At 72.8% G+C, this 17,970-nt stretch carries 14 protein-coding genes, 1 tRNA gene and 1 pseudogene; 7 read left to right on the top strand and 9 right to left on the bottom strand.

Annotated elements, in window-relative coordinates; translation table 11 throughout:
• Window positions 1-5: 5 nt before the first annotated feature.
• Entirely contained in the window at window positions 6-1,541 is a 1,536-nt protein-coding gene (locus OG897_RS04270) for an NAD(P)/FAD-dependent oxidoreductase (RefSeq protein ID WP_266652995.1), read from the bottom strand.
• 365 nt (window positions 1,542-1,906) lie between these two features.
• Between OG897_RS04270 and OG897_RS04265 the strand changes: the two genes are divergently transcribed.
• The 5 genes from OG897_RS04265 to OG897_RS04245 all read left to right on the top strand — a co-directional run bounded on the left by OG897_RS04265 (window position 1,907) and on the right by OG897_RS04245 (window position 9,987).
• Window positions 1,907-2,554: a MerR family transcriptional regulator gene (locus OG897_RS04265; RefSeq protein WP_266656564.1), complete on the top strand. Its 648-nt coding sequence runs from the start codon at window positions 1,907-1,909 to the stop codon at window positions 2,552-2,554.
• Window positions 2,555-2,639: 85 nt separating this feature from the next.
• The gene (locus OG897_RS04260; protein ID WP_266652994.1) at window positions 2,640-5,087 is read left to right on the top strand and encodes a PQQ-binding-like beta-propeller repeat protein; all 2,448 of its coding nucleotides are present in this window, start codon (window positions 2,640-2,642) and stop codon (window positions 5,085-5,087) included.
• Window positions 5,088-5,226: 139 nt separating this feature from the next.
• On the top strand, window positions 5,227-7,458 hold the full coding sequence (locus OG897_RS04255) for a PQQ-binding-like beta-propeller repeat protein (protein ID WP_266652993.1): 2,232 nt from the start codon (window positions 5,227-5,229) through the stop codon (window positions 7,456-7,458).
• A gap of 36 nt (window positions 7,459-7,494) precedes the next feature.
• A complete protein-coding gene (locus OG897_RS04250; protein WP_266652992.1) occupies window positions 7,495-9,540 on the top strand; it encodes a serine/threonine-protein kinase in 2,046 nt (681 codons plus the stop codon).
• Between the two features lie 138 nt (window positions 9,541-9,678).
• Entirely contained in the window at window positions 9,679-9,987 is a 309-nt protein-coding gene (locus OG897_RS04245; protein WP_266652991.1) for a hypothetical protein, read from the top strand.
• A 45-nt stretch (window positions 9,988-10,032) separates the two neighbouring features.
• Here OG897_RS04245 and OG897_RS04240 read toward each other — a convergent pair whose 3' ends face one another.
• Complete coding sequence (locus OG897_RS04240) at window positions 10,033-10,833, bottom strand: exodeoxyribonuclease III (RefSeq protein ID WP_266652990.1); 801 nt, start codon at window positions 10,831-10,833, stop codon at window positions 10,033-10,035.
• A 61-nt stretch (window positions 10,834-10,894) separates the two neighbouring features.
• Here OG897_RS04240 and OG897_RS04235 point away from each other — a divergent pair, with 61 nt between their 5' ends.
• Entirely contained in the window at window positions 10,895-11,380 is a 486-nt protein-coding gene (locus OG897_RS04235) for a GNAT family N-acetyltransferase (RefSeq protein WP_266652989.1), read from the top strand.
• Window positions 11,381-11,499: 119 nt separating this feature from the next.
• Here the strand turns inward: OG897_RS04235 and OG897_RS04230 are convergent.
• From OG897_RS04230 to galU, 7 genes are all read right to left on the bottom strand, one after another.
• Window positions 11,500-11,573: transfer RNA gene (locus OG897_RS04230), tRNA-Ala, on the bottom strand.
• A gap of 111 nt (window positions 11,574-11,684) precedes the next feature.
• Window positions 11,685-12,887 (bottom strand): hypothetical protein, encoded by a 1,203-nt coding sequence (locus OG897_RS04225; protein ID WP_266652988.1) that lies wholly within the window; start codon window positions 12,885-12,887, stop codon window positions 11,685-11,687.
• 157 nt (window positions 12,888-13,044) lie between these two features.
• Entirely contained in the window at window positions 13,045-13,644 is a 600-nt protein-coding gene (locus tag OG897_RS04220; RefSeq protein ID WP_266652987.1) for a GNAT family N-acetyltransferase, read from the bottom strand.
• A gap of 17 nt (window positions 13,645-13,661) precedes the next feature.
• Entirely contained in the window at window positions 13,662-14,192 is a 531-nt protein-coding gene (locus OG897_RS04215; protein ID WP_266656562.1) for a molybdenum cofactor biosynthesis protein B, read from the bottom strand.
• A gap of 191 nt (window positions 14,193-14,383) precedes the next feature.
• Window positions 14,384-14,863 (bottom strand): cyclic pyranopterin monophosphate synthase MoaC, encoded by a 480-nt coding sequence (gene moaC, locus OG897_RS04210; RefSeq protein WP_266652986.1) that lies wholly within the window; start codon window positions 14,861-14,863, stop codon window positions 14,384-14,386.
• A 99-nt stretch (window positions 14,864-14,962) separates the two neighbouring features.
• The gene (gene glp / locus OG897_RS04205; protein WP_266652985.1) at window positions 14,963-16,318 is read right to left on the bottom strand and encodes a gephyrin-like molybdotransferase Glp; all 1,356 of its coding nucleotides are present in this window, start codon (window positions 16,316-16,318) and stop codon (window positions 14,963-14,965) included.
• A 3-nt stretch (window positions 16,319-16,321) separates the two neighbouring features.
• Window positions 16,322-17,224, bottom strand: a complete 903-nt coding sequence (gene galU / locus OG897_RS04200) for a UTP--glucose-1-phosphate uridylyltransferase GalU (protein WP_266652984.1) — start codon at window positions 17,222-17,224, stop codon at window positions 16,322-16,324.
• Window positions 17,225-17,327: 103 nt separating this feature from the next.
• Between galU and OG897_RS04195 the strand changes: the two are divergent.
• Window positions 17,328-17,924: pseudogene (locus OG897_RS04195) on the top strand (5-formyltetrahydrofolate cyclo-ligase); the annotation flags it as partial.
• Window positions 17,925-17,970: the final 46 nt, after the last annotated feature.

The raw sequence follows: 17,970 nt of genomic DNA, 5'->3' as shown, positions 1-17,970 counted from the left end.
CGTGGTCACGCGACCGCCTCCTCGGCCTCGGCGGGGGCGGCGTCCTCGACGGGGGAAGGGGCCTCGGCGCGCACCACCTCGTACTCCGCGAGGTTGACCTCCCGCGTCGCCCGCCGGAACTCCGAGGTCGTGCCCGGCCACACCGTCGTGTTGCGGCCGTTCGCGTCCAGGTACCAGCTGTCGCAGCCGCCGGTGTTCCAGACCGTCCGCTTCATGCGCTCCTGCACGCGGCGGTTCCACGCGCCGACGGCGGAGGGCCGTGCGGACAGTGCCACCCGACCGCCCAGGACGTCCAACTGCCGCATGTAGTCGGCGAGATAGCTGAGCTGGGCCTCGATCATCAGGATCATCGACGAGTTCCCGAGACCCGTGTTCGGGCCGATGATCGTCATCCAGTTCGGGAACCCGACGGCGGTCGCGCCGCGCAGCGACTCCATGCCGCCCTTCCACGCCTCGGCGAGGGTGATGCCGTCGGCCCCGACCACCCGGTCGGCGATCGGCATGTCCGTCACGTGGAATCCCGTACCGAAGATGATCGCGTCGACCTCGGCCTCCGTGCCGTCGGCGGCGACGACGGTCGAGCCGCGCACCTCACTCAGCCCGGACGCGACGACGTCCACATGGGGCTCGGCCAGAGCCGGATAGTACGTACTCGACAACAGGATGCGCTTGCAGCCGATCCGGTAGTCGGGGGTCAACTTGGCCCTCAGCGCGGGGTCCTTGATCGACTTCGCCATGTTGGCCTTGGCTATGTTCTCGATGAAGCCGAGTTCGTTCGGCCGCTTGGTGAACGCCTGCACCTGGAGCTCGCGGATGCCCCACAGCAGCCCGCGCCGGGCCTTGCCCGTGGCCGGGACCGTCCGGTGCAGCCAGCGTTCCGCGCCGGTGATCGCGCGGTCGGCGCGCGGCATCACCCACGGCGGGGTCCGCTGGAAGAGGGTGAGACTGCCGACCTCCGACTGGATCGCGGGGACGATCTGGATCGCGGACGCGCCGGTCCCGATCATCGCGACCCGCTTGCCCCCGAGGTCGTAGTCGTGGTCCCACCGCGCGGAGTGGAAGACCTTCCCGGGGAAGGTGTCGAGGCCCGGGATGTCGGGGGTCTTGGGGTCGGAGAGCGGACCGGTCGCCGACACGACGACGTCCGCGACGAGCGTGGTGCCGTTGGCCGCCTCGATCCTCCACCAGAGCTTCTCGGCGTCCCAGGTCATCATCGTCACCTCGTGGTTGAGGCGGATGTGCGGGCGGAGCCCGAAGGTGTCCGTCACGTGCTCCAGGTACGCGCGGATGTGCTCCTGCCCGGAAAAGGTGCGCGGCCACTCGGGGTTGGGCGCGAAGGAGAAGGAGTAGAGGTGGGACGGCACGTCGCACGCGCAGCCGGGATAGCTGTTGTCCCGCCAGGTCCCGCCCACCGAATCCGCCCGCTCCAGCACGACGAAGTCGGTGATCCCTTCCCTGCGCAGCCGGACCGCGGCCCCCAGGCCCCCGAACCCGGACCCGATCACCGCCACTCGTACATGCTCGTGCTCGAACTCGGTCATGCCCGACGCCTCCCGCACTCGACTACACCTCGCAACCCAGCAACTCCGCCAGCAATCACTGGCATGGTTGGGAGAGTAGAGCAGTGGCGTACTGATCGGTAGGGGTACGACGGGACGAGTTACCGGTGGTACGGAATAGGCTTCCGGGCGTGGAAGAAGCACCGGAAATCCCCGAACAGGGCCCCGCACAGGGCGGCGAACACAAGGAAACCCGCGACGACCGGCCACGCCCGGCCGCCGAGGACACACGGGCCGACCAGCCGCGCCCGCACCGCGAGGACCGGGAGGACCGCGAGGCCCGGGAGGACCGCAAGGGCCAGGAGGAGCGCGAGGAGCGCAAGGACCGCCCGTACCGCGAGTACCGCATGGAGGAGCTGGCCGAGGCCGCCGGCATCCCCGTCCGCACCCTCCGCTTCTACCGCGAGCGCAAGCTCATCGGCCCGCCCCGCCGCGAGGGCCGCATCGCCTGGTACAACGACCACCACCTGGCCCGTCTGCGCACCATCTCCGCCCTCTTGGAGCGCGGCCACACCCTCACCGGCATCGCCGACCTCGCCTCCACCTTCGACAGCGGTCGCGACATGGGCGAACTCCTCGCCCTCGGCACCCCGCAGGAGCCCACCGAGGAGACCCCGGTCCGCCTCACCCCCGAGCAGCTCGCCGACTACTTCGAGGGCGAGGTCACCCCCGAGAACCTCGCCTCCGCGCTCGCGCTCGGCTATCTCGCCGTCGACGGCGACGAGATCGTCCACATCAGCCGCCGCCTGCTCGACGTCTCGGCGGCCCTGGTCCGCGAGGGCGTCCCGCTCTCCGAGGTCATGGCCGCGGGCCTCCAGGTCCGCGAGCACGCGGACGTACTCGCGCGGATGTTCATCGGCCTGGTCACCACCCACGACGCCGACCCGCAACGCCTGCGCCCGCTGGCCAAGAGCGTGGTCGAGGCGGAACTCTCGATGGCCCTGGACCGCCACCTCCCGCCACCACGCACAAAAACCCGCCCCGCGTCGGACTGACCCCTCCCCCTAAGATCGAACCCCTGTGCCTAAAGCGGTCCGTGACAACGACTGGGGCGACAGTGACAGTTGGGGGTAGTTCCACATGGAAGCGCTGCACAAGGACGATCCGGCCCAGATAGGCCCTTACCGCACACTGGTCCGCTTCCGCGAGACGGCCAGCTCCGTCCAGTACCTCGCCCACGCCCCCGACGGCAGCACCGCCCTCGTCACCCGCGCCAGACCCGAACTCGCCCCCCTGCCCGCGTTCCGACGGCAGTTCGCGACCGAGGCGGAGACCGGCGGGCGGCTCGCGGGCGGCTGGGTGCAGACCCTCCTCGACTCCCGCACCACCGGCGACGACCTGTGGACCGCCCGGGGTTACGTCCCCTCCCTCACCCTGGGCGAGGCCGTCGCGCTCGCGGGCCCGCTGCCCGAGCGTGCGGTACGGGTCCTGGGCGCGGCCCTCGCCGAAGCCCTGACCCGGGTGCACTCCACGGGCGCGGTCCACCAGGGCCTCTCCGCCGACACCGTCCTCCTGGCGGCGGACGGCCCCCGCCTCACGGCCTTCGGCGCACTGGGCGCCGCGGCCTCCGCACAGCGCGGCGCGAACGGCCAGCTCTCCGTCACCCTGGGCTACTTGACCCCGGAACAAGCCTCCGGCGGCCGTCCCACCCCCGCCTCCGACGTCTTCGTCCTGGGCCACCTCCTCGCGTACGCGGCCACCGGCGCCTCCCCCTTCCCTGGCGTCTCCCCGTTCCCCGGTGGACCGGCCTCCGCCACCCCGGACTTCACCGCCGCCCCGAACCTCGCCTCCGCCCCGGAGGCCCTGCGCCCGCTCCTCTCCCACTGTCTGGCCGCCTCCCCCCAGGCCCGCCCGACCCCGCCGGAGCTGGCCGCTCTCCTCGCCCCGGACACCCCCGCGACCCTGACCGCCCAGGGCTGGCTCCCGGGCCGCCTCCTCACCGCCCTCTCCACCCAAGCCTCCGCCGTCCTCTCCCTGGAAGCACCCCCGCTCCCCCAGGACCCTCCACCCACCCCCCTCGGGCCCCCCGCCCCCGGGGCCGCCACCCCCACCGACGGAGCCATGCCCGTCCCCCGTACCGCCACCCCCACCGACGGAGCCATGCCCGTCCCCCGTACCGCCACCCCCACCGACGGAGCCCCGCCCCACCCCCGTACGACCCTCGACTCGGCCCCCACCTCCCCCGGCCAGGGGGGAAGCCACGCCCCGCCCGTCGCCCAGGGACTCCCCCGCCGCACCCTCCTCACCTCCCTCCTCGCCGGAGCCGCCGGGATCGCCCTCGGCGCAGGCACCACCTACGCCCTCACCTCGAACGACACCCGCAGGGAAACGGGAACACCCGCCCCCGCCCCCGAGCCACAGCTTCCGGGCACCTCCCCCGCCCCCCTCTGGCACTACCGCCACACCCTCGCCGCCGACCCCCGCGCTGGCGAGAACCCCGACGCCACGCAGATATGCATCTGGCGCAACCAGGTCCTCGTACTCACCGGCAAGGACCTGCCCAGCACGGGCGTCGACATCCGCACCGGCCGCGTCCTGTGGACCCAGAAGTCCCTGAACGTCCACGCCGCCGCGTTCCCCGTCGACGACCGGCACTGCTTCGTCGTGGACCAGCTGAAGGGGGGCTTCGTCTGGTTCGACGCCCGGACCGGCGTGGTGAAGCGCCGCCTGCCGTTCAAGACCGTCCTCGGCGACGAGCGCGCGCTGGTGAACCACCAGATCACCGCCGAAGGACCCGTCGTCTGGCTCGACGTCTCGGGCCGCGACGCGAAGGGCGAGCTCATGCAGTACGTCCTCGCGTACGACATGGCCGCCCGCAGGGAACTCTGGCGCTCCAAGGTCGCCGACGACCTCGGCTCCCGGATCTTCCGCCCCCTCGCGGTCCGCCCCGAGGGCCTCCTCCTGCGCGACGTGTCCCTCGTCGTCCCACCCGCCGTGAAGAAGCAGCGCAAGGGCCTTCAGCACGTGCTGCTCCTGGACCGCAGGACCGGAAGGCAGCTCTGGGCCAAGGAGTTCAAGGACGTACGCGAGCACGCCGGAATCACCGTCGGCCCGACCGGCCCCCTGTTCGGCGCGACCGGCGAGCACATCGCCGCGTTCGACCTCAGCACCGGCAAGAGTCTGTGGCGCACCCCCGCGACCCCGCAGGGGATCGGCCTGGACCCCTGGGGCTTCGGCAACGGCAAGGTGCACGGCGAGACCCTGTACGTCGGGAGCAACCAGACCACGGTGCTCGCCCTCGACACCAGGACCGGCACCCAGCGGTGGATGCAGCCGACGGAAGAACCCAGCAGGGGCGTCAACGCGGTCAGCGTCAGCGAATCCGGCCGCACGGTCGTGTCGCTCGGAGCCACTCAGCTCACCGCGTTCGACGCCCAGGACGGCACGCTGCGCTGGAAGTTCACGGACCGCGGCGAGTCCGTGAAGGGCGGCGCCCAGCCCGACTTCCCCGTCTACAGCGCCAAGATCGCGGGCCGCACGCTCCTCGCGTTCCGCGGCCACCACGTCTACGCGCTCGCTCTCGACTGATGGGCACGACACCGCGGACGAGCCCGGCACGCCCGACGGACACCACACGACCGACGGACACCACACGCCCGACGGACCTCACGCGACCGGCGGACCCCACCCGACCGACGGACCCCACCCGACCGACGAGGACCACCTGATGTCCGTCATAGCCCCGTTGACCCACGACGACCCCGAGGAGATCGGCGGCCACACCCTCGTCGGCCGCCTCGGCAGCGGCGGCATGGGCACGGTCTACCTGGCCCGCACCCGGGGCGGCCGGACGGTCGCCCTGAAGACCGTGCACGAGGAACTGGCCCGCGAACCCCAGTTCCGCACCCGCTTCCACCTCGAAGCGGAGGCCGCCCGCTCCATCGGCGCGGCGCACGGCGCGCAGGTCGTCGACTGCGACCCGGCGGGCGCGCGCCCCTGGCTGGCCACCGAGTACCTGCTCGGCCCGTCCCTCGACGACGCCCTGCAACTCCTCCAGGCACCGCTTCCCGAGGCGACCGTGCGGGCGATCGGCGCGCACCTCGCCTCCTCGCTGGAGGTCATCCACCGGTCCGGAATCGTGCACCGCGACCTCAAGCCCTCCAACATCATCCTCACCGCCTCCGGCCCCCGCATCATCGACTTCGGCATCGCCCGAGCGCTCGGCGCGAACCGCCTGACCAGCACCGGACAGGCCGTCGGCACCCCGCAGTTCATGTCCCCCGAACAGGCGGGCGGCAGCGAGCACGACGGCCCGGGCGACGTCTTCGCCCTCGGCTCGGTACTCGTCTGCGCGGCGACCGGCTGGCCTCCCTTCGGCACGGGCTCGGCGGCCGAGATCCTCTACCAGATCCGTTACGGGGACCCTCAGTTCGCGACCGCGCTCGCCGAGGGCCTGCACGCCGTCCTCCTCTCCTGCCTCGTCAAGGACCCCGCCGCCCGACCCCGCCCGGCCGACCTCGCGACCCGGCTGCGCGCCGGTTCCACGGCCGCCTTCGGCGACGTGCTGCCCGACCCCGTACTGGCCGAGATCGGGCGTCGTACGTCCGAGGTGTGGACGGTACGGACGTCCCGCACGCCCGCCCCGCCCCCCTCCGCCCCCGTGACCGTCGCCGACTCCCCCTCCCCCGGCCCGTCCCGGCGCAGGCTCTTCGCACTGGGCGGGGCCGCGCTCGGCGCGGCGGCGCTGGGGACCGGCTGGTACGCGTACGCCCGCAGCGACGACCCGAAGCGTCCGGCCGCGTCGACCGGCCCGAGGAAGCGCCCGCCCGGCACCCCGCCCACCCCCCTCTGGAGCCGGGCGCACGGCGTCGATTCCCTCTTCCGGAACATGCCGGTCCAGGCGGGCGGGGCGCTGGCCTACCTGGACACCAACGCCTACCGGATGACCACACTGGACGCCCGTACCGGGAACCCCCTGTGGGAGCGTGAGTCGTTCAGCGTGGTGGCCCGGGTGGGCGGCGGCAAGGACGGCAAGGGGGAGCGCCTCCTCGCGACCCTTCACCCCGACGACGTCCTCGCCGGCTCCGAGCCGGGACCGCTCACCTCCCTCGACCCGAGGAAGGGCACCGCGAAGGTCCTCGGCCCGCTCGGCAGGCCGTCACTCGACCCGGTGCACCTCCTCACCGCCACCGACGACGCGCTCTACCTCGCGGACTCCAGGCTCAAGACGATCGCCGCGTACGCCACCGCCGACGGCCGCGAACTGTGGCGCACCCGGTCGACCGTCGCCCCCCACGTCCCGGACCTGGACCCCGACTCCGACCCGACCCCGCCCGCCCACTTCTCCGGCGGCCGCCTGGCGATCCTGCGGGGCGCGTCCGTCGACCTGTACGCGGCGGACACCGGACGCCTCCTCCAGCGCGTCGCCACCGGCAACGAGCCCGAGGACCACACCCCGCCCTCCGCCGCCGACACCGAACGCGTCTATCTCACCGGGCAGAAGGGCCTGGTCGCGGTGGACGCGGCGCGCGGCACGGTGGTGTGGCGCAAGGAGACGCCCGGCCCCGGCAGGTGGACCCACTGGGGCTCCCCGGAGGTCGCGAACGGCACCGTGTACCTGATCGCCCACTCCCCGGAACGGTCCCCCACCACCGGCCGGAACCGCCTCCGCCTCTTCACCTTCGACGCCAGGACAGGCGCCCCCTCCTGGGGCTGCGACGTGTCCTCCGAGGTCGACTACCTCCTGGCCCGCCCCGTGGTCCGCGGCGAACGCGTCTACCTCACGGGCACCAACACGGTGGCCCTCCACGCCGTCGACACCCGCACCCACAAGGTGGCCTGGACCTACGCCGTCCCCAGCGACGACACCGACGTCCACCGCCGCCTCACCGCCGACACCACCACCCTCTACCTCCACGACAAGACCACCACCACCGCCTTCCCCCTCGACCCGGCCTGACCCCCGTACCCCCAACCCCACCCCCGGCGGCCCAAGATGACCCTCACCACCCCCCTCACCCCCCAGGACCCCACCCACCTCGGCCCCTACGAACTCCTCGGAGTCCTCGGCGCAGGCGGCATGGGCACGGTCTACCTGGGCCGCACCCAGCCCCACCCCCGCCGACGGCAACGAACCCCCCACCTCGCCGCCGTCAAAACCCTCCGCCCCGACCTCGCCCGCGACCCCCACCTCCTCACCCGCTTCCGCCGCGAGATCGAAGCCGCCACCGCCGCCACCAGCCCCTACGTCGCCAAGGTCCTGGCCCACGACCTCGCCACCCAACCCCCCTGGTTCGCAGGCGAGTTCGTCCCCGGCCCGACCCTCTCCACGGCCGTGGACCGAAGAGGCCCCCTCCCCGAGGAAGCCGTACGCGCCCTCGCCGCCGCCCTCGCCCGCGCCCTGGAAACCCTCCACTCCGCCGGAGTCGTCCACCGCGACCTGAAGCCCTCCAACGTCCTCCTGGCCTCCGACGGCCCCCGCGTCGTCGACTTCGGCATCGCCCGCACCACCGAACGCACCGCCCTCACCATCACCGGCCAGAACCCCGGCTCCCCCGGCTACATGTCCCCGGAACAGGTCCTCGGCGGCGACATCACCGCACCCACCGACGTCTTCGTCCTCGGCTCCCTCCTCGCCTACGCCGCCGGCGGCCACCACGCCTTCGGCGACGACTTCTCCATCGCCGCGTACGCCATCGCGCACGAAGAACCGGACCTCTCCCACACTCCTCCCGCCCTCCGCCCCCTCCTCACCGCCTGCCTCGCCAAGGACCCGGCCGCCCGCCCCACCGCCGCACAGCTCGCCGCCCGGCTCCCCCTCCGCAAGCCCGAGGACTGGCTCCCGGAAGACGTGACCCGGGACATCGCGGCCCTCGAAACCCGCACCGTCGAGGTCTCCGGCCTGCGCCCCGGCGACCTGCGCACCACACCCCCCACCCGCCGCGGACTCCTCGTCGGCCTGGGCTCCGCCGCCCTCCTCGCCGCCGCCGGAACCACCACCGCCCTCCTGCTCCCCAGCAAGGAGGACCAAGCCACCGCCCTCCCCCTCTGGACGGGCAAGCCCGGCACCGCCCCGCCCCCCGCCTGGCGGTACGAGAACGCCGACCCCAACGCCGAGTTCGGCCCGCTCACCGCCGGCGGCCTGATCCTCGTCGCCCGCCCGGACCGCACCGTCGCCGCCCTCGACCCGACGACCGGCACCCCTCGCTGGACGTACCGCCACGGCACCGGCGGCGCCCCCGTGCCCGCCCCCCACCCGTACGCCCTGGACCCCGCCTCCCGCCTGGTCCGCCTGCACCCGGAGACGGGCAGTCCGACCTGGCACACCACCACAGCGGCCCACCTCACCCGCATCCTGGCCGCCGACGACGACGCCGTGTACGCACTGACGCGTACCGGCCGCATCGTCGCCGTATCCGCCGAGGACGGCACGCTCCGCTGGCAGACCCCGGCCCCTTCCGGCGCCACCCTGGCCACAGCGGGCAGCACCCGTCTCCTCGTCGCCGCCGAGGACGGCCGCGTCCACGCCTTCGACACCACGACCGGCCGCCCCTCCTGGCAGCACAACACCACCGCCAAGGCCGCCCGGCTCCCCTGCATCACCGGCCGGTTGGCCCTGCTCTCCGGCTCATCCCTGTGGGCCGGAGACCTGCGCACGGGCGAACAGAAGTGGACCGCCGAGCGCGCGGGCACCAACGGCCCCTTCGCACTGGACCCGTTCGGCCCCCCGTCCGCAGCCGACGGCAGGTGCTACGCCGTGGACAACTCCCGCATCCGGGCCCTCGACCTGACCAGCGGCGACGACGTCTGGACGACGGACGACAGCGTGAAGCCGCTCAGCGACGCGACGCCGCTCCTCGCCTCCGGCGGGATATACGTACCGGTGAACGACGACGCGACCGTCGTCGCACTGGACCGCGCCACGGGCAACGACCACTACCGGGCCACCGCGGGCTCCTCCCGGTTCTGGCGCGCCACCACGGCTGCGGGCGCGGTCGTCTGGCAGCAGGGCTCCCAGGTCATCGCCCGCCCGGCCTTCTGACCCACACAGCACGAGGGGCGCCGACGAGTACCGGTGTTGCATGGATTGCATACGAACACCTGTCGATGCCGCAGCCCTCGCAGGGCAACGACCTCCCTGCTGACCGGGGTGGCGCACCGCGCAGGCTGCCACGGCCGCATGTACCTCGCTGCACGAAAGGGCTATCCCCACGACGACTACGTGTTCCGCGCCACGGCCCGAGGCGAGGCATGCCCGGCACCGTCCGGAATGCGGTCCGACTGGCTCGACGAATACGCCGTCGATCAGTACCGCCGGACGGTCGCCCCGGATGCCGCAGTGACCCGGGAACTCCTGCTTCACAACGCTGTCCGGATCACCGTCTCGAAGGGACGCTGCGGAGGCGGCCCCGAGCGCCTGACCGGGCCCGATGTCTCCCGTCTGTCCTTCACCGTCGGGAACGCCCCCGCGTCACCCCACCCCAGCTGAATCCCAGCGGGGCGTACGGAACCGACCGGACGCCCCGCGTCACACTCACCAGCCGTTGAAGACCACCGTGACCGGCGCATGGTCCGACCACCGCTCACCGTGGCTCGCGGCTCGCTCCACGAAGCCCTTCACCGCACGCCCCGCAAGCCCCGGCGTCGCGACGGCAAGGTCGATCCTCCACCCTGAATCATTGTCGAAGGCCCGCCCCCGGTACGACCACCACGAGTACGGCCCCTCCACGCCCGGATGCAGCTTCCTGACCACATCGACGTAACCGGCCTCCTCGAAGACCCGCCCGAGCCACTCCCGCTCCTCGGGCAGGAACCCGGACGACTTCCGGTTCGCCCGCCAGTTCTTCAGGTCGGCCTCCTGGTGCGCGATGTTCCAGTCCCCGCACACCACGACCTCACGCCCGTCCGCCGCCGCCCGCTCCTTCAGCGCCACCAGATACAGCAGGAACTCATCCATGAAGCGGTACTTCTCGTCCTGCTTCTCCGTCTCCACCTCTCCCGACGGCAGATACAGACTCGCCACCGTCACCCCCGGCAGATCGATCTCCACATACCGCCCGCTCCCGTCGAACTCCTCGCTCCCGAACCCCACCTGCACCCGCTCCGGCTGCTGCCGCGAGTACACCGCCACCCCGGCCCGCCCCTTCGCCGCCGCGGGCGCGAGCACCACGTGCCACCCCTCCGGCGCCCGTACCTCCTCCGGGAGCTGCTCGGCCTCGGCCCGTACCTCCTGAAGGCACACCACGTCGGCACCGGTCTCCGCCAGCCACGGCACGAAGCCCTTCTTGGCGGCGGCCCGCAGGCCATTCACATTCACGCTGGTCACAGTGAGCATCCAAAAACCCTACCGACCCACCACCCGAAACCCACTCCCACACCCCTCGTACCCTCACCCCATGGAAATCCGCCCCGTCGCCTACGACCACCCCGACGCCGTCAAGCTCAACGCCGATGTCCAGCTCGAATACGCCGAGCGCTACGGCGACGGCGACCTGACCCCCCTCGACCCGGCCATGTTCACCCCGCCCCACGGCCTCTACCTGATCGCGTACGACGCCGAGGGCTTCCCGGTGGCCACCGGCGGCTGGCGCGCCCAGCACGCGAACGACGAGAACTACGCCGACGGCGACGCCGAACTCAAGCGGATGTACGTCATACCGGCCGCCCGCGGCCTCGGTCTCGCCCGCCGCGTCCTGGCCCTCCTGGAGGCCGACGCCCGCGCCGCGGGCCGCACCCGCATGGTCCTGGAGACCGGCACCGAACAGCCCGAGGCTGTCGCCCTCTACCTGTCGACCGGCTACACGGCCGTCCCCCTCGACGCCCGCTTCGGCCTCTACCGCCACACCGACGAGAGCCGCTGCTTCACCAAGCCGCTCGCGTAACCCGTCTCCCACGAGAAAAGGGGCCGGTCCATGGACCGGCCCCAACTGCCCGGGCGCGCCGGGCACATACGAAAGATCCCGCCCGATCTTCCGATCGGGCGGGATCTTTCTTGTTGTTGTGGACCTGTGGGGATTTGAACCCCAGACCCCCTCGATGCGAACGAGGTGCGCTACCAGACTGCGCCACAGGCCCTTGCAACGAGATGAACTCTAGCACCTCTTGCGGGGTGCTCGGAAATCCATTCCTCGCCCCCTCCCGGGCCCCCCACCTGCGGCGGGTCTCCCGGAGTCGGGTCCGGGCGGCTCACTCGTTGGCGGCGCGCGGCCGGTCGTCCTCGTCGTACTGGTCGAAGAGCGGCGTCCGGCCCCGGTCGCGGGAGCGGCGGCCCGTCTGCGGGCGGCGGGCGCCCTGCGCGGGGCGGTCGTCGGCCGAGGCGGCGGGGGTCGACGGGTCGGCGGTGCTGGAGCGGGCGGAGCTCCAGGTGCCCGGAGCGCCGAGGTCCAGTTCGCCGGTGGCGCGCGGTGCGACGGGGGCGGTCACGTACGTGGGGAGCGGGACCGGGACGGGCTCCCAGCTCTCGCCACGGGCCGCGCCGCGCTCGCGCTCGCGCTGCTGGTCGACCCACTCGGCGTGGTCGGTCTGCTCGACGAGGGCGCGGCGGCCCGCCTCCTGGGGGGAGACGGCCGGGGCGGGCTCGGGCTCCGGGCGGTCGTCCGCCTCGGTACGTGCGTGCGGCTGGTGGCCCTGGTGCGCGTGGTGGCGCTGGGGCTGGTCCGAGGACGGCGACGGGACCGGGCGGCGGACGTGCTGGGTGCGCTGCTCGCGGAGGCGCTGCGCGGCGAGTTCGGCCCGTCGGCGGTCCATGGTGAAGGCGAAGCGGCGCTTCTCCTGGCCGCGCAGATGCACGATGTACGTGCTGAGCAGGACCGCCGGGATGCCGGGGGCCCACAGGTGGCGGAGTCCGCCGACGGCGGCGACGATCGCGCCGAGCGTGAAGGCGGCGAAGAGCAGGACGGTGGTGCGGCGGCGACGGGCCAGCACCTTGGAGCGGCGGGCGCGCTCGACGGCGGCCGGGGAGAGCTTCGCGGGGCGCTGGCGTTCCCGTTCGGGCTCCCGCTCCCGCTCGCGCGGGGGCTGCTGGTCGCGGACCGGCTCCTGGGGGGCCGGGGGTTCGACGCGGCGCTCCGCCCTGCGCTCGGACCTGGCCGAGGGCGCGGCGAAGGCGCGGACGTCGACCGAGTCGGTCACCGGGTCCGCGTCTGACGATGCGTCGGGGTCGCTGGGCTCCGTGCCTTCGCTGCCGCCCGCGCCGCCGTCGCGCTGCTGGAGCTCCTTGGCGTACCGGCGCTCCATGGACGCGCGTCCCGACAGCAGCCGGATGGCGGTGCTGAAGCGTTCCGTCGGACGAGCTTCGTTGAGTTCGTCCTGCCTGCGGAGCCACATCGGCACCAAGTAGGCGGCCCAGGCCCCGACGATGACTGCGTAGATCAGGCCGCTGCTGCTCACACCCCACACCGTAGAGGGGCCTGGAGGGGGCATCCGCCAATTGGGCCGGTGTGTCGGGCGTATCTGTCTGATATTCCGAACTTTTTTGACGTCCGGGATTGCACAGGCGATCAAATTCGAGCACTTGTTTGATTTATGGGTGCGCCGGGGCCCGGTGTCACTTCTGCGAGGCGGACCTGCGGCGCCAGCGGCCGAGGACGCCCTCGGGAACCTCTTCCGAGGTCAGGGCGAACACGAGGTGGTCGCGCCAGGCGCCGTCGATGTGCAGATAGCGCGGGCGCAGGCCCTCCTCGCGGAAGCCGAGTTTCTCGACGACGCGGCGGCTGGGGGCGTTCTCCGGGCGAATGCACACCTCTATGCGGTGCAGTCCGACGCTGCGGAAACAGTGGTCCACGGCGAGCGCGACGGCGGTCGGCATGACGCCGCGTCCTGCGACGTCGCGGTCCACCCAGTAGCCGACGTGCCCCGAGCACATCGAGCCCCAGGTGATCCCGGCGACCGTCAACTGGCCGACCAGCTGCCCCTGGTACTCGATGACGAAGGGCAGCATCCGGCCCGCGTTCGCCTCCGCCCGCAGGTGGCGAACCATTTGACGGTACGTCGGGCGGTGCGCGACCGGGCCGGTGGGCGCGGGCGGCGGAATGGTCGCCTCCCAGGGGCGCAGCCAGTCCCGGTTGCGGCGGTTGACCTCGCGCCAGGCCCGCTGGTCGCGCAGTTTTATCGGGCGCAGGACGACGTCCCCGTCCGTCAGTTCCACGGGCCAGGCGACGCTGTTCAGTTGATCCCCCCGGGGGTACCGGTGGGTCCCGGGTGGTCGCCGCCGCGCAGCTGGTCGACGGCGTGCAGCAGGATGCGGTCCAGGACGGCGAGGCCGTCGCGGACGCCTCCGGTGGAGCCCGGCAGGTTGACGATCAGGGTGCTGCCGCCCGCGACCCCGGCGAGGCCCCGGGAGAGGGACGCGGTGGGCACGTGCGGGCGGCCCTCGGCGCGGATCGCCTCGGGGATGCCGGGGATCTCGTAGTCGAGGACGCGGCGGGTGGCGTCGGGGGTGCGGTCGGTGGGCGAGATGCCCGTACCGCCCGTGGTGACGATGACGTCGTACGCGAAGAGCACGCCGTCGCGCAGGGCCGCCTCGACGGGCTCGCCGTCGGGGACCACCTCGGGTCCGGTGACCGTGAATCCCATCCGGGTCAGCCCCGCGGCGACGATCGGGCCGCCCCGGTCGGCGTAGACCCCGGCGGAGGCGCGGTTGGAGGCGGTGATGACGAGCGCGCGGTACGGGTGGACGTCGGGGCCCGCGTGCATGGGCTCGCCCGGGAACCCGGGCTGGTAGCCGGGCTCGGAGACCGGTCCCGGTACGGCGTCCGGGTGGGCGTGCGCCTCGGAGTGGCGGGCGGCCTCGGTGTCGGCGGGGGCGTCGGGCCGCAGGTTGGTGGACGCCTGGAAGGGAGCGGTGTCCGGGGTGTTCGGGTGCGCGTCGGTGGCGGTCCGGGTGCTCATGCGCGCGTCCAGTCGCCGGACTTGCCGCCGGTCTTCTCCTCGACGCGTACGTCCGTGATGACCGCGCCCTTGTCGACGGCCTTCACCATGTCGATCACGGTGAGGGCGGCGACGGTGACGGCCGTGAGGGCCTCCATCTCGACGCCCGTACGGTCCGTGGTCTTTACCGTGGCGAGGATCTCCACGGCGTCGTCGGCGACGGTCAGTTCGACCTTGACGCCGGAGACGGCGAGCGGATGGCAGAGCGGGATCAGGTCCGGGGTGCGCTTCGCGCCCATGATGCCCGCGATGCGGGCGGTGGCGAGGGCGTCGCCCTTGGGGACGCCCTCGCCGCGCAGCAGCTCGATCACCCGGGGCGCGACGAGGACGCGGCCGCTCGCCCTGGCGGTGCGGGCGGTGACGTCCTTCTCGGAGACGTCCACCATCCTGGCCGCGCCGGCCTCGTCGATGTGCGTCAGGCTGCCTTGCGTACTCATTTACCCGCCTTGCGATCAGGCGCCGGTCCGTGGGCCCGGCAGTCGTTGCCTCGGCCGATTCCTCGACGCAGCGGCAGACACCGTACCGCCACAGACCCCTCAGCGCGTGAGCAGGACCACGTCCACCTCGCTTCCGGGGGCCAGGGAGGTGGTGTCCTCGGGGACGACGAGCAGGCAGTCGGCGTGCGCGAGGGCGGCGACCAGGTGGGAGCCCGATCCGCCCACAGGGGTGACCGTGCCGGAGGCTCCGTCGTACACCCCGCGCAGGAACTGGCGCTTCCCGGCGGGGGACGTGAGGGCTTCGTCCGTCGTGAGGGTGGCGCGGGCGGTCGGCCGGTGGACGTCCGGGAGGGCCATCAGGGCGCGGATGGCGGGGCGCACGAACAGCTCGAAGGAGACGTACGAGGAGACCGGGTTGCCGGGGAGGGCCAGCAGCGGGGTGTGGTCGGGACCGATCGAGCCGAAGCCCTGGGGCTTGCCTGGCTGCATGGCGAGCTTGCGGAAGTCGACGCCGCTGCCCGGCTCGTCCTCGTCGGAGACCGAGGACAGGGCCTCCTTGACGACGTCGTACGCACCGACGCTGACGCCTCCGGTGGTGACCAGGAGGTCGGCGCGGACGAGCTGGTCCTCGATGGTGGCGCGGAGTTCGTCGGCGTCGTCGGTGACGGCACCGACCCGGTAGGCGATGGCTCCGGCGTCGCGGGCGGCGGCGGTGAGGGCGAAGCTGTTGGAGTCGTAGATCTGGCCCTCGGCGAGCTCCTCGCCGGGCTGGACCAGCTCGGAGCCGGTGGACATGACGACCACGCGGGGGCGCGGGCGGACCAGGACGGTGGCCCGGCCGATGGCGGCGAGCAGGCCGATCTGGGGCGGGCCGAGCACCGTACCCGCTTCGAGGGCGGTGTCACCGGCCTTGACGTCGCTGCCCGCCGCGCGGACGTGCGCGCGGGCCTTCGCGGGGCGGTGCACGCGGACCTCGCCCGAGGAGTCCTGCGGATGGGCCCCGGCGGACCGGAAGGCGGTGGCGGGGCCGCCGCCGCTGCCGCCGTCGGTCCACTCGACCGGGACGACGGCCTCGGCGCCCGGCGGCAGCGGGGCGCCGGTCATGATGCGGGCGGCCTCGCCGGGCCCGACGTCGAGCTTCTGCGCGCCACCGGAGCCCGCCGCCACGTCGCCGATCACGGTGAGCACGGCGGGGAACTCCGTGCTCGCGCCCGCGACGTCGGCCACCCGGACCGCGTACCCGTCCATCGAGCTGTTGTCGAAGGGCGGCAGCGAGACGCGGACGGTGACGTCCTCGACGAGGACGCAGCCCTGGGCGTCGGGGAGTTGGAGCTCGATGGGCTCCAAAGGGCGAATCGTGCCCAGGACGTCGTCCAGGTGCTCGTCCACCGACCAGACGCGGTCGGGGCCGTCCTCGTCGCCGACGGTGGCGGGCGGTGCTTCGGTGGTGCTCACGTGCTACATCTCCTCGGTGACGTAACGGCGAAGCCAGGTCTGGAAGTCCGGGCCCAGGTCCTCACGTTCGCACGCGAGTCTGACAATCGCCCGAAGATAGTCTCCGCGGTCCCCGGTGTCATAGCGGCGGCCCTTGAAGACCACGCCGTGGACGGGGCCGCCGACCTTCTCGTCGGCGGCGAGCTTCTGGAGGGCGTCGGTGAGCTGGATCTCGCCGCCCCGGCCCGGCTCGGTCTCCCGCAGTATCGCGAAGATCGCCGGGTCCAGGACGTACCGGCCGATGATCGCCAGGTTGCTGGGGGCCTCGGCGGGCTCCGGCTTCTCGACCAGCCCGGTCACCCGTACGACGTCGCCGTCGGCGGTGGGGTCGGCGGCCGCGCAGCCGTAGAGGTGGATCTGCTCGGGGTCGACCTCCATGAGGGCGATGACGCTGCCGCCGTGCCGCTCCTGGATCTCCACCATGCGGGAGAGCAGGGGGTCGCGCGGGTCGATCAGGTCGTCGCCGAGGAGGACCGCGAAGGGCTCCTCGCCGACGTGCGGGGCGGCGCACAGGACGGCGTGCCCGAGGCCCTTGGGGTCACCCTGGCGGACGTAGTGCATGGTCGCGAGGTCGCTGGACTCCTGGACCTTCGCCAGGCGGCCCGCGTCGCCCTTCTTGGTGAGGGCGGACTCCAGCTCGTAGTTGCGGTCGAAGTGGTCCTCAAGAGGGCGCTTGTTGCGGCCGGTGACCATCAGCACGTCGGACAGACCCGCCGCTGCGGCCTCCTCGACCACGTACTGGATGGCGGGCTTGTCGACGACCGGGAGCATCTCCTTGGGCGTCGCCTTGGTGGCGGGCAGGAAGCGGGTGCCGAGACCCGCTGCCGGGATGACAGCCTTACTGATCCTGGGGTGAGCCTGAGTCATGTCGGAACGATATCGGCCGAGGACTCAGGGTAGGTCGGGTTCCGGCCTTTTTGTTACTGTTCGAGCGAATTGTGAAGGTGAAGTGACCGTGAGCGCTGGGGAGATGACCGGCCGGGCCGAGGAGAAGGCGGCGCAGAAGCAGGCGCTGCGGCGTGAACTCCTGGAGCGGCGGAGGCTGTTGTCCCAGGAGGACGCAGCGTGGGCCGCCGCGGTTCTCGCCCGGCGGGCGCTGGAGCTGCCGGAGCTGGCCGGGGCCTCGACGGTGGCCGCGTACGTCTCGATCGGGCGGGAGCCCGGCACACGGGCGCTCCTGGACGCTCTGCACGCCCGTGGGGTGCGCGTGCTGCTGCCCGTACTGCTGGAGGACAACGACCTGGACTGGGCGGCGTACGGGGGCTCTGAGGGGCTCGTACGGGCCGGGCGCGGGCTCCTGGAGCCCGCGGGGCCGAGGCTCGGCACGGACGCCGTGCGGGAGGCGCGGGCGGTGCTGCTGCCGGGGCTCGCGGTGGACGCGCGGGGGATGCGGATGGGGCGCGGCGGGGGGTCGTACGACAGGGTGCTGGCGCGGCTGGAGGGCAGCGGCGCGCACCTGGTGGTGCTGCTGTACGCGAACGAGGTGGTCGCGGAGGTTCCGGTGGAACCCCACGACCACCCCGTTCACGCGGTGGTGACACCCGAGGGCGTCAGGCGCTTCGCGAGCACCGGTGCTGGTGCTGGCGGAGGCACCGGTGCTGGTGACAGCGGTG

The organism is Streptomyces sp. NBC_00237 (assembly GCF_026342435.1).
Taxonomy (GTDB): Bacteria; Actinomycetota; Actinomycetes; order Streptomycetales; family Streptomycetaceae; genus Streptomyces.
The sequence above is the reverse complement of the archived record's forward strand: the minus strand, read 5'-3'. Positions and strand labels throughout refer to the sequence as shown.

Excerpts from the sequence above, each read along its gene's own strand:
- galU (WP_266652984.1), bottom strand. The coding sequence starts at position 17,224 with ATGACTCAGGCTCACCCCAGGATCAGTAAGGCTGTCATCCCGGCAGCG.
- OG897_RS04235 (WP_266652989.1), top strand. The coding sequence starts at position 10,895 with ATGGAAATCCGCCCCGTCGCCTACGACCACCCCGACGCCGTCAAGCTC.
- OG897_RS04265 (WP_266656564.1), top strand. The coding sequence starts at position 1,907 with ATGGAGGAGCTGGCCGAGGCCGCCGGCATCCCCGTCCGCACCCTCCGC.
- OG897_RS04260 (WP_266652994.1), top strand. The coding sequence starts at position 2,640 with ATGGAAGCGCTGCACAAGGACGATCCGGCCCAGATAGGCCCTTACCGC.
- OG897_RS04215 (WP_266656562.1), bottom strand. The coding sequence starts at position 14,192 with ATGCACGCGGGCCCCGACGTCCACCCGTACCGCGCGCTCGTCATCACC.
- moaC (WP_266652986.1), bottom strand. The coding sequence starts at position 14,863 with ATGAGTACGCAAGGCAGCCTGACGCACATCGACGAGGCCGGCGCGGCC.
- OG897_RS04240 (WP_266652990.1), bottom strand. The coding sequence starts at position 10,833 with ATGCTCACTGTGACCAGCGTGAATGTGAATGGCCTGCGGGCCGCCGCC.
- OG897_RS04255 (WP_266652993.1), top strand. The coding sequence starts at position 5,227 with ATGTCCGTCATAGCCCCGTTGACCCACGACGACCCCGAGGAGATCGGC.
- OG897_RS04270 (WP_266652995.1), bottom strand. The coding sequence starts at position 1,541 with ATGACCGAGTTCGAGCACGAGCATGTACGAGTGGCGGTGATCGGGTCC.
- OG897_RS04250 (WP_266652992.1), top strand. The coding sequence starts at position 7,495 with ATGACCCTCACCACCCCCCTCACCCCCCAGGACCCCACCCACCTCGGC.
- OG897_RS04245 (WP_266652991.1), top strand. The coding sequence starts at position 9,679 with ATGTACCTCGCTGCACGAAAGGGCTATCCCCACGACGACTACGTGTTC.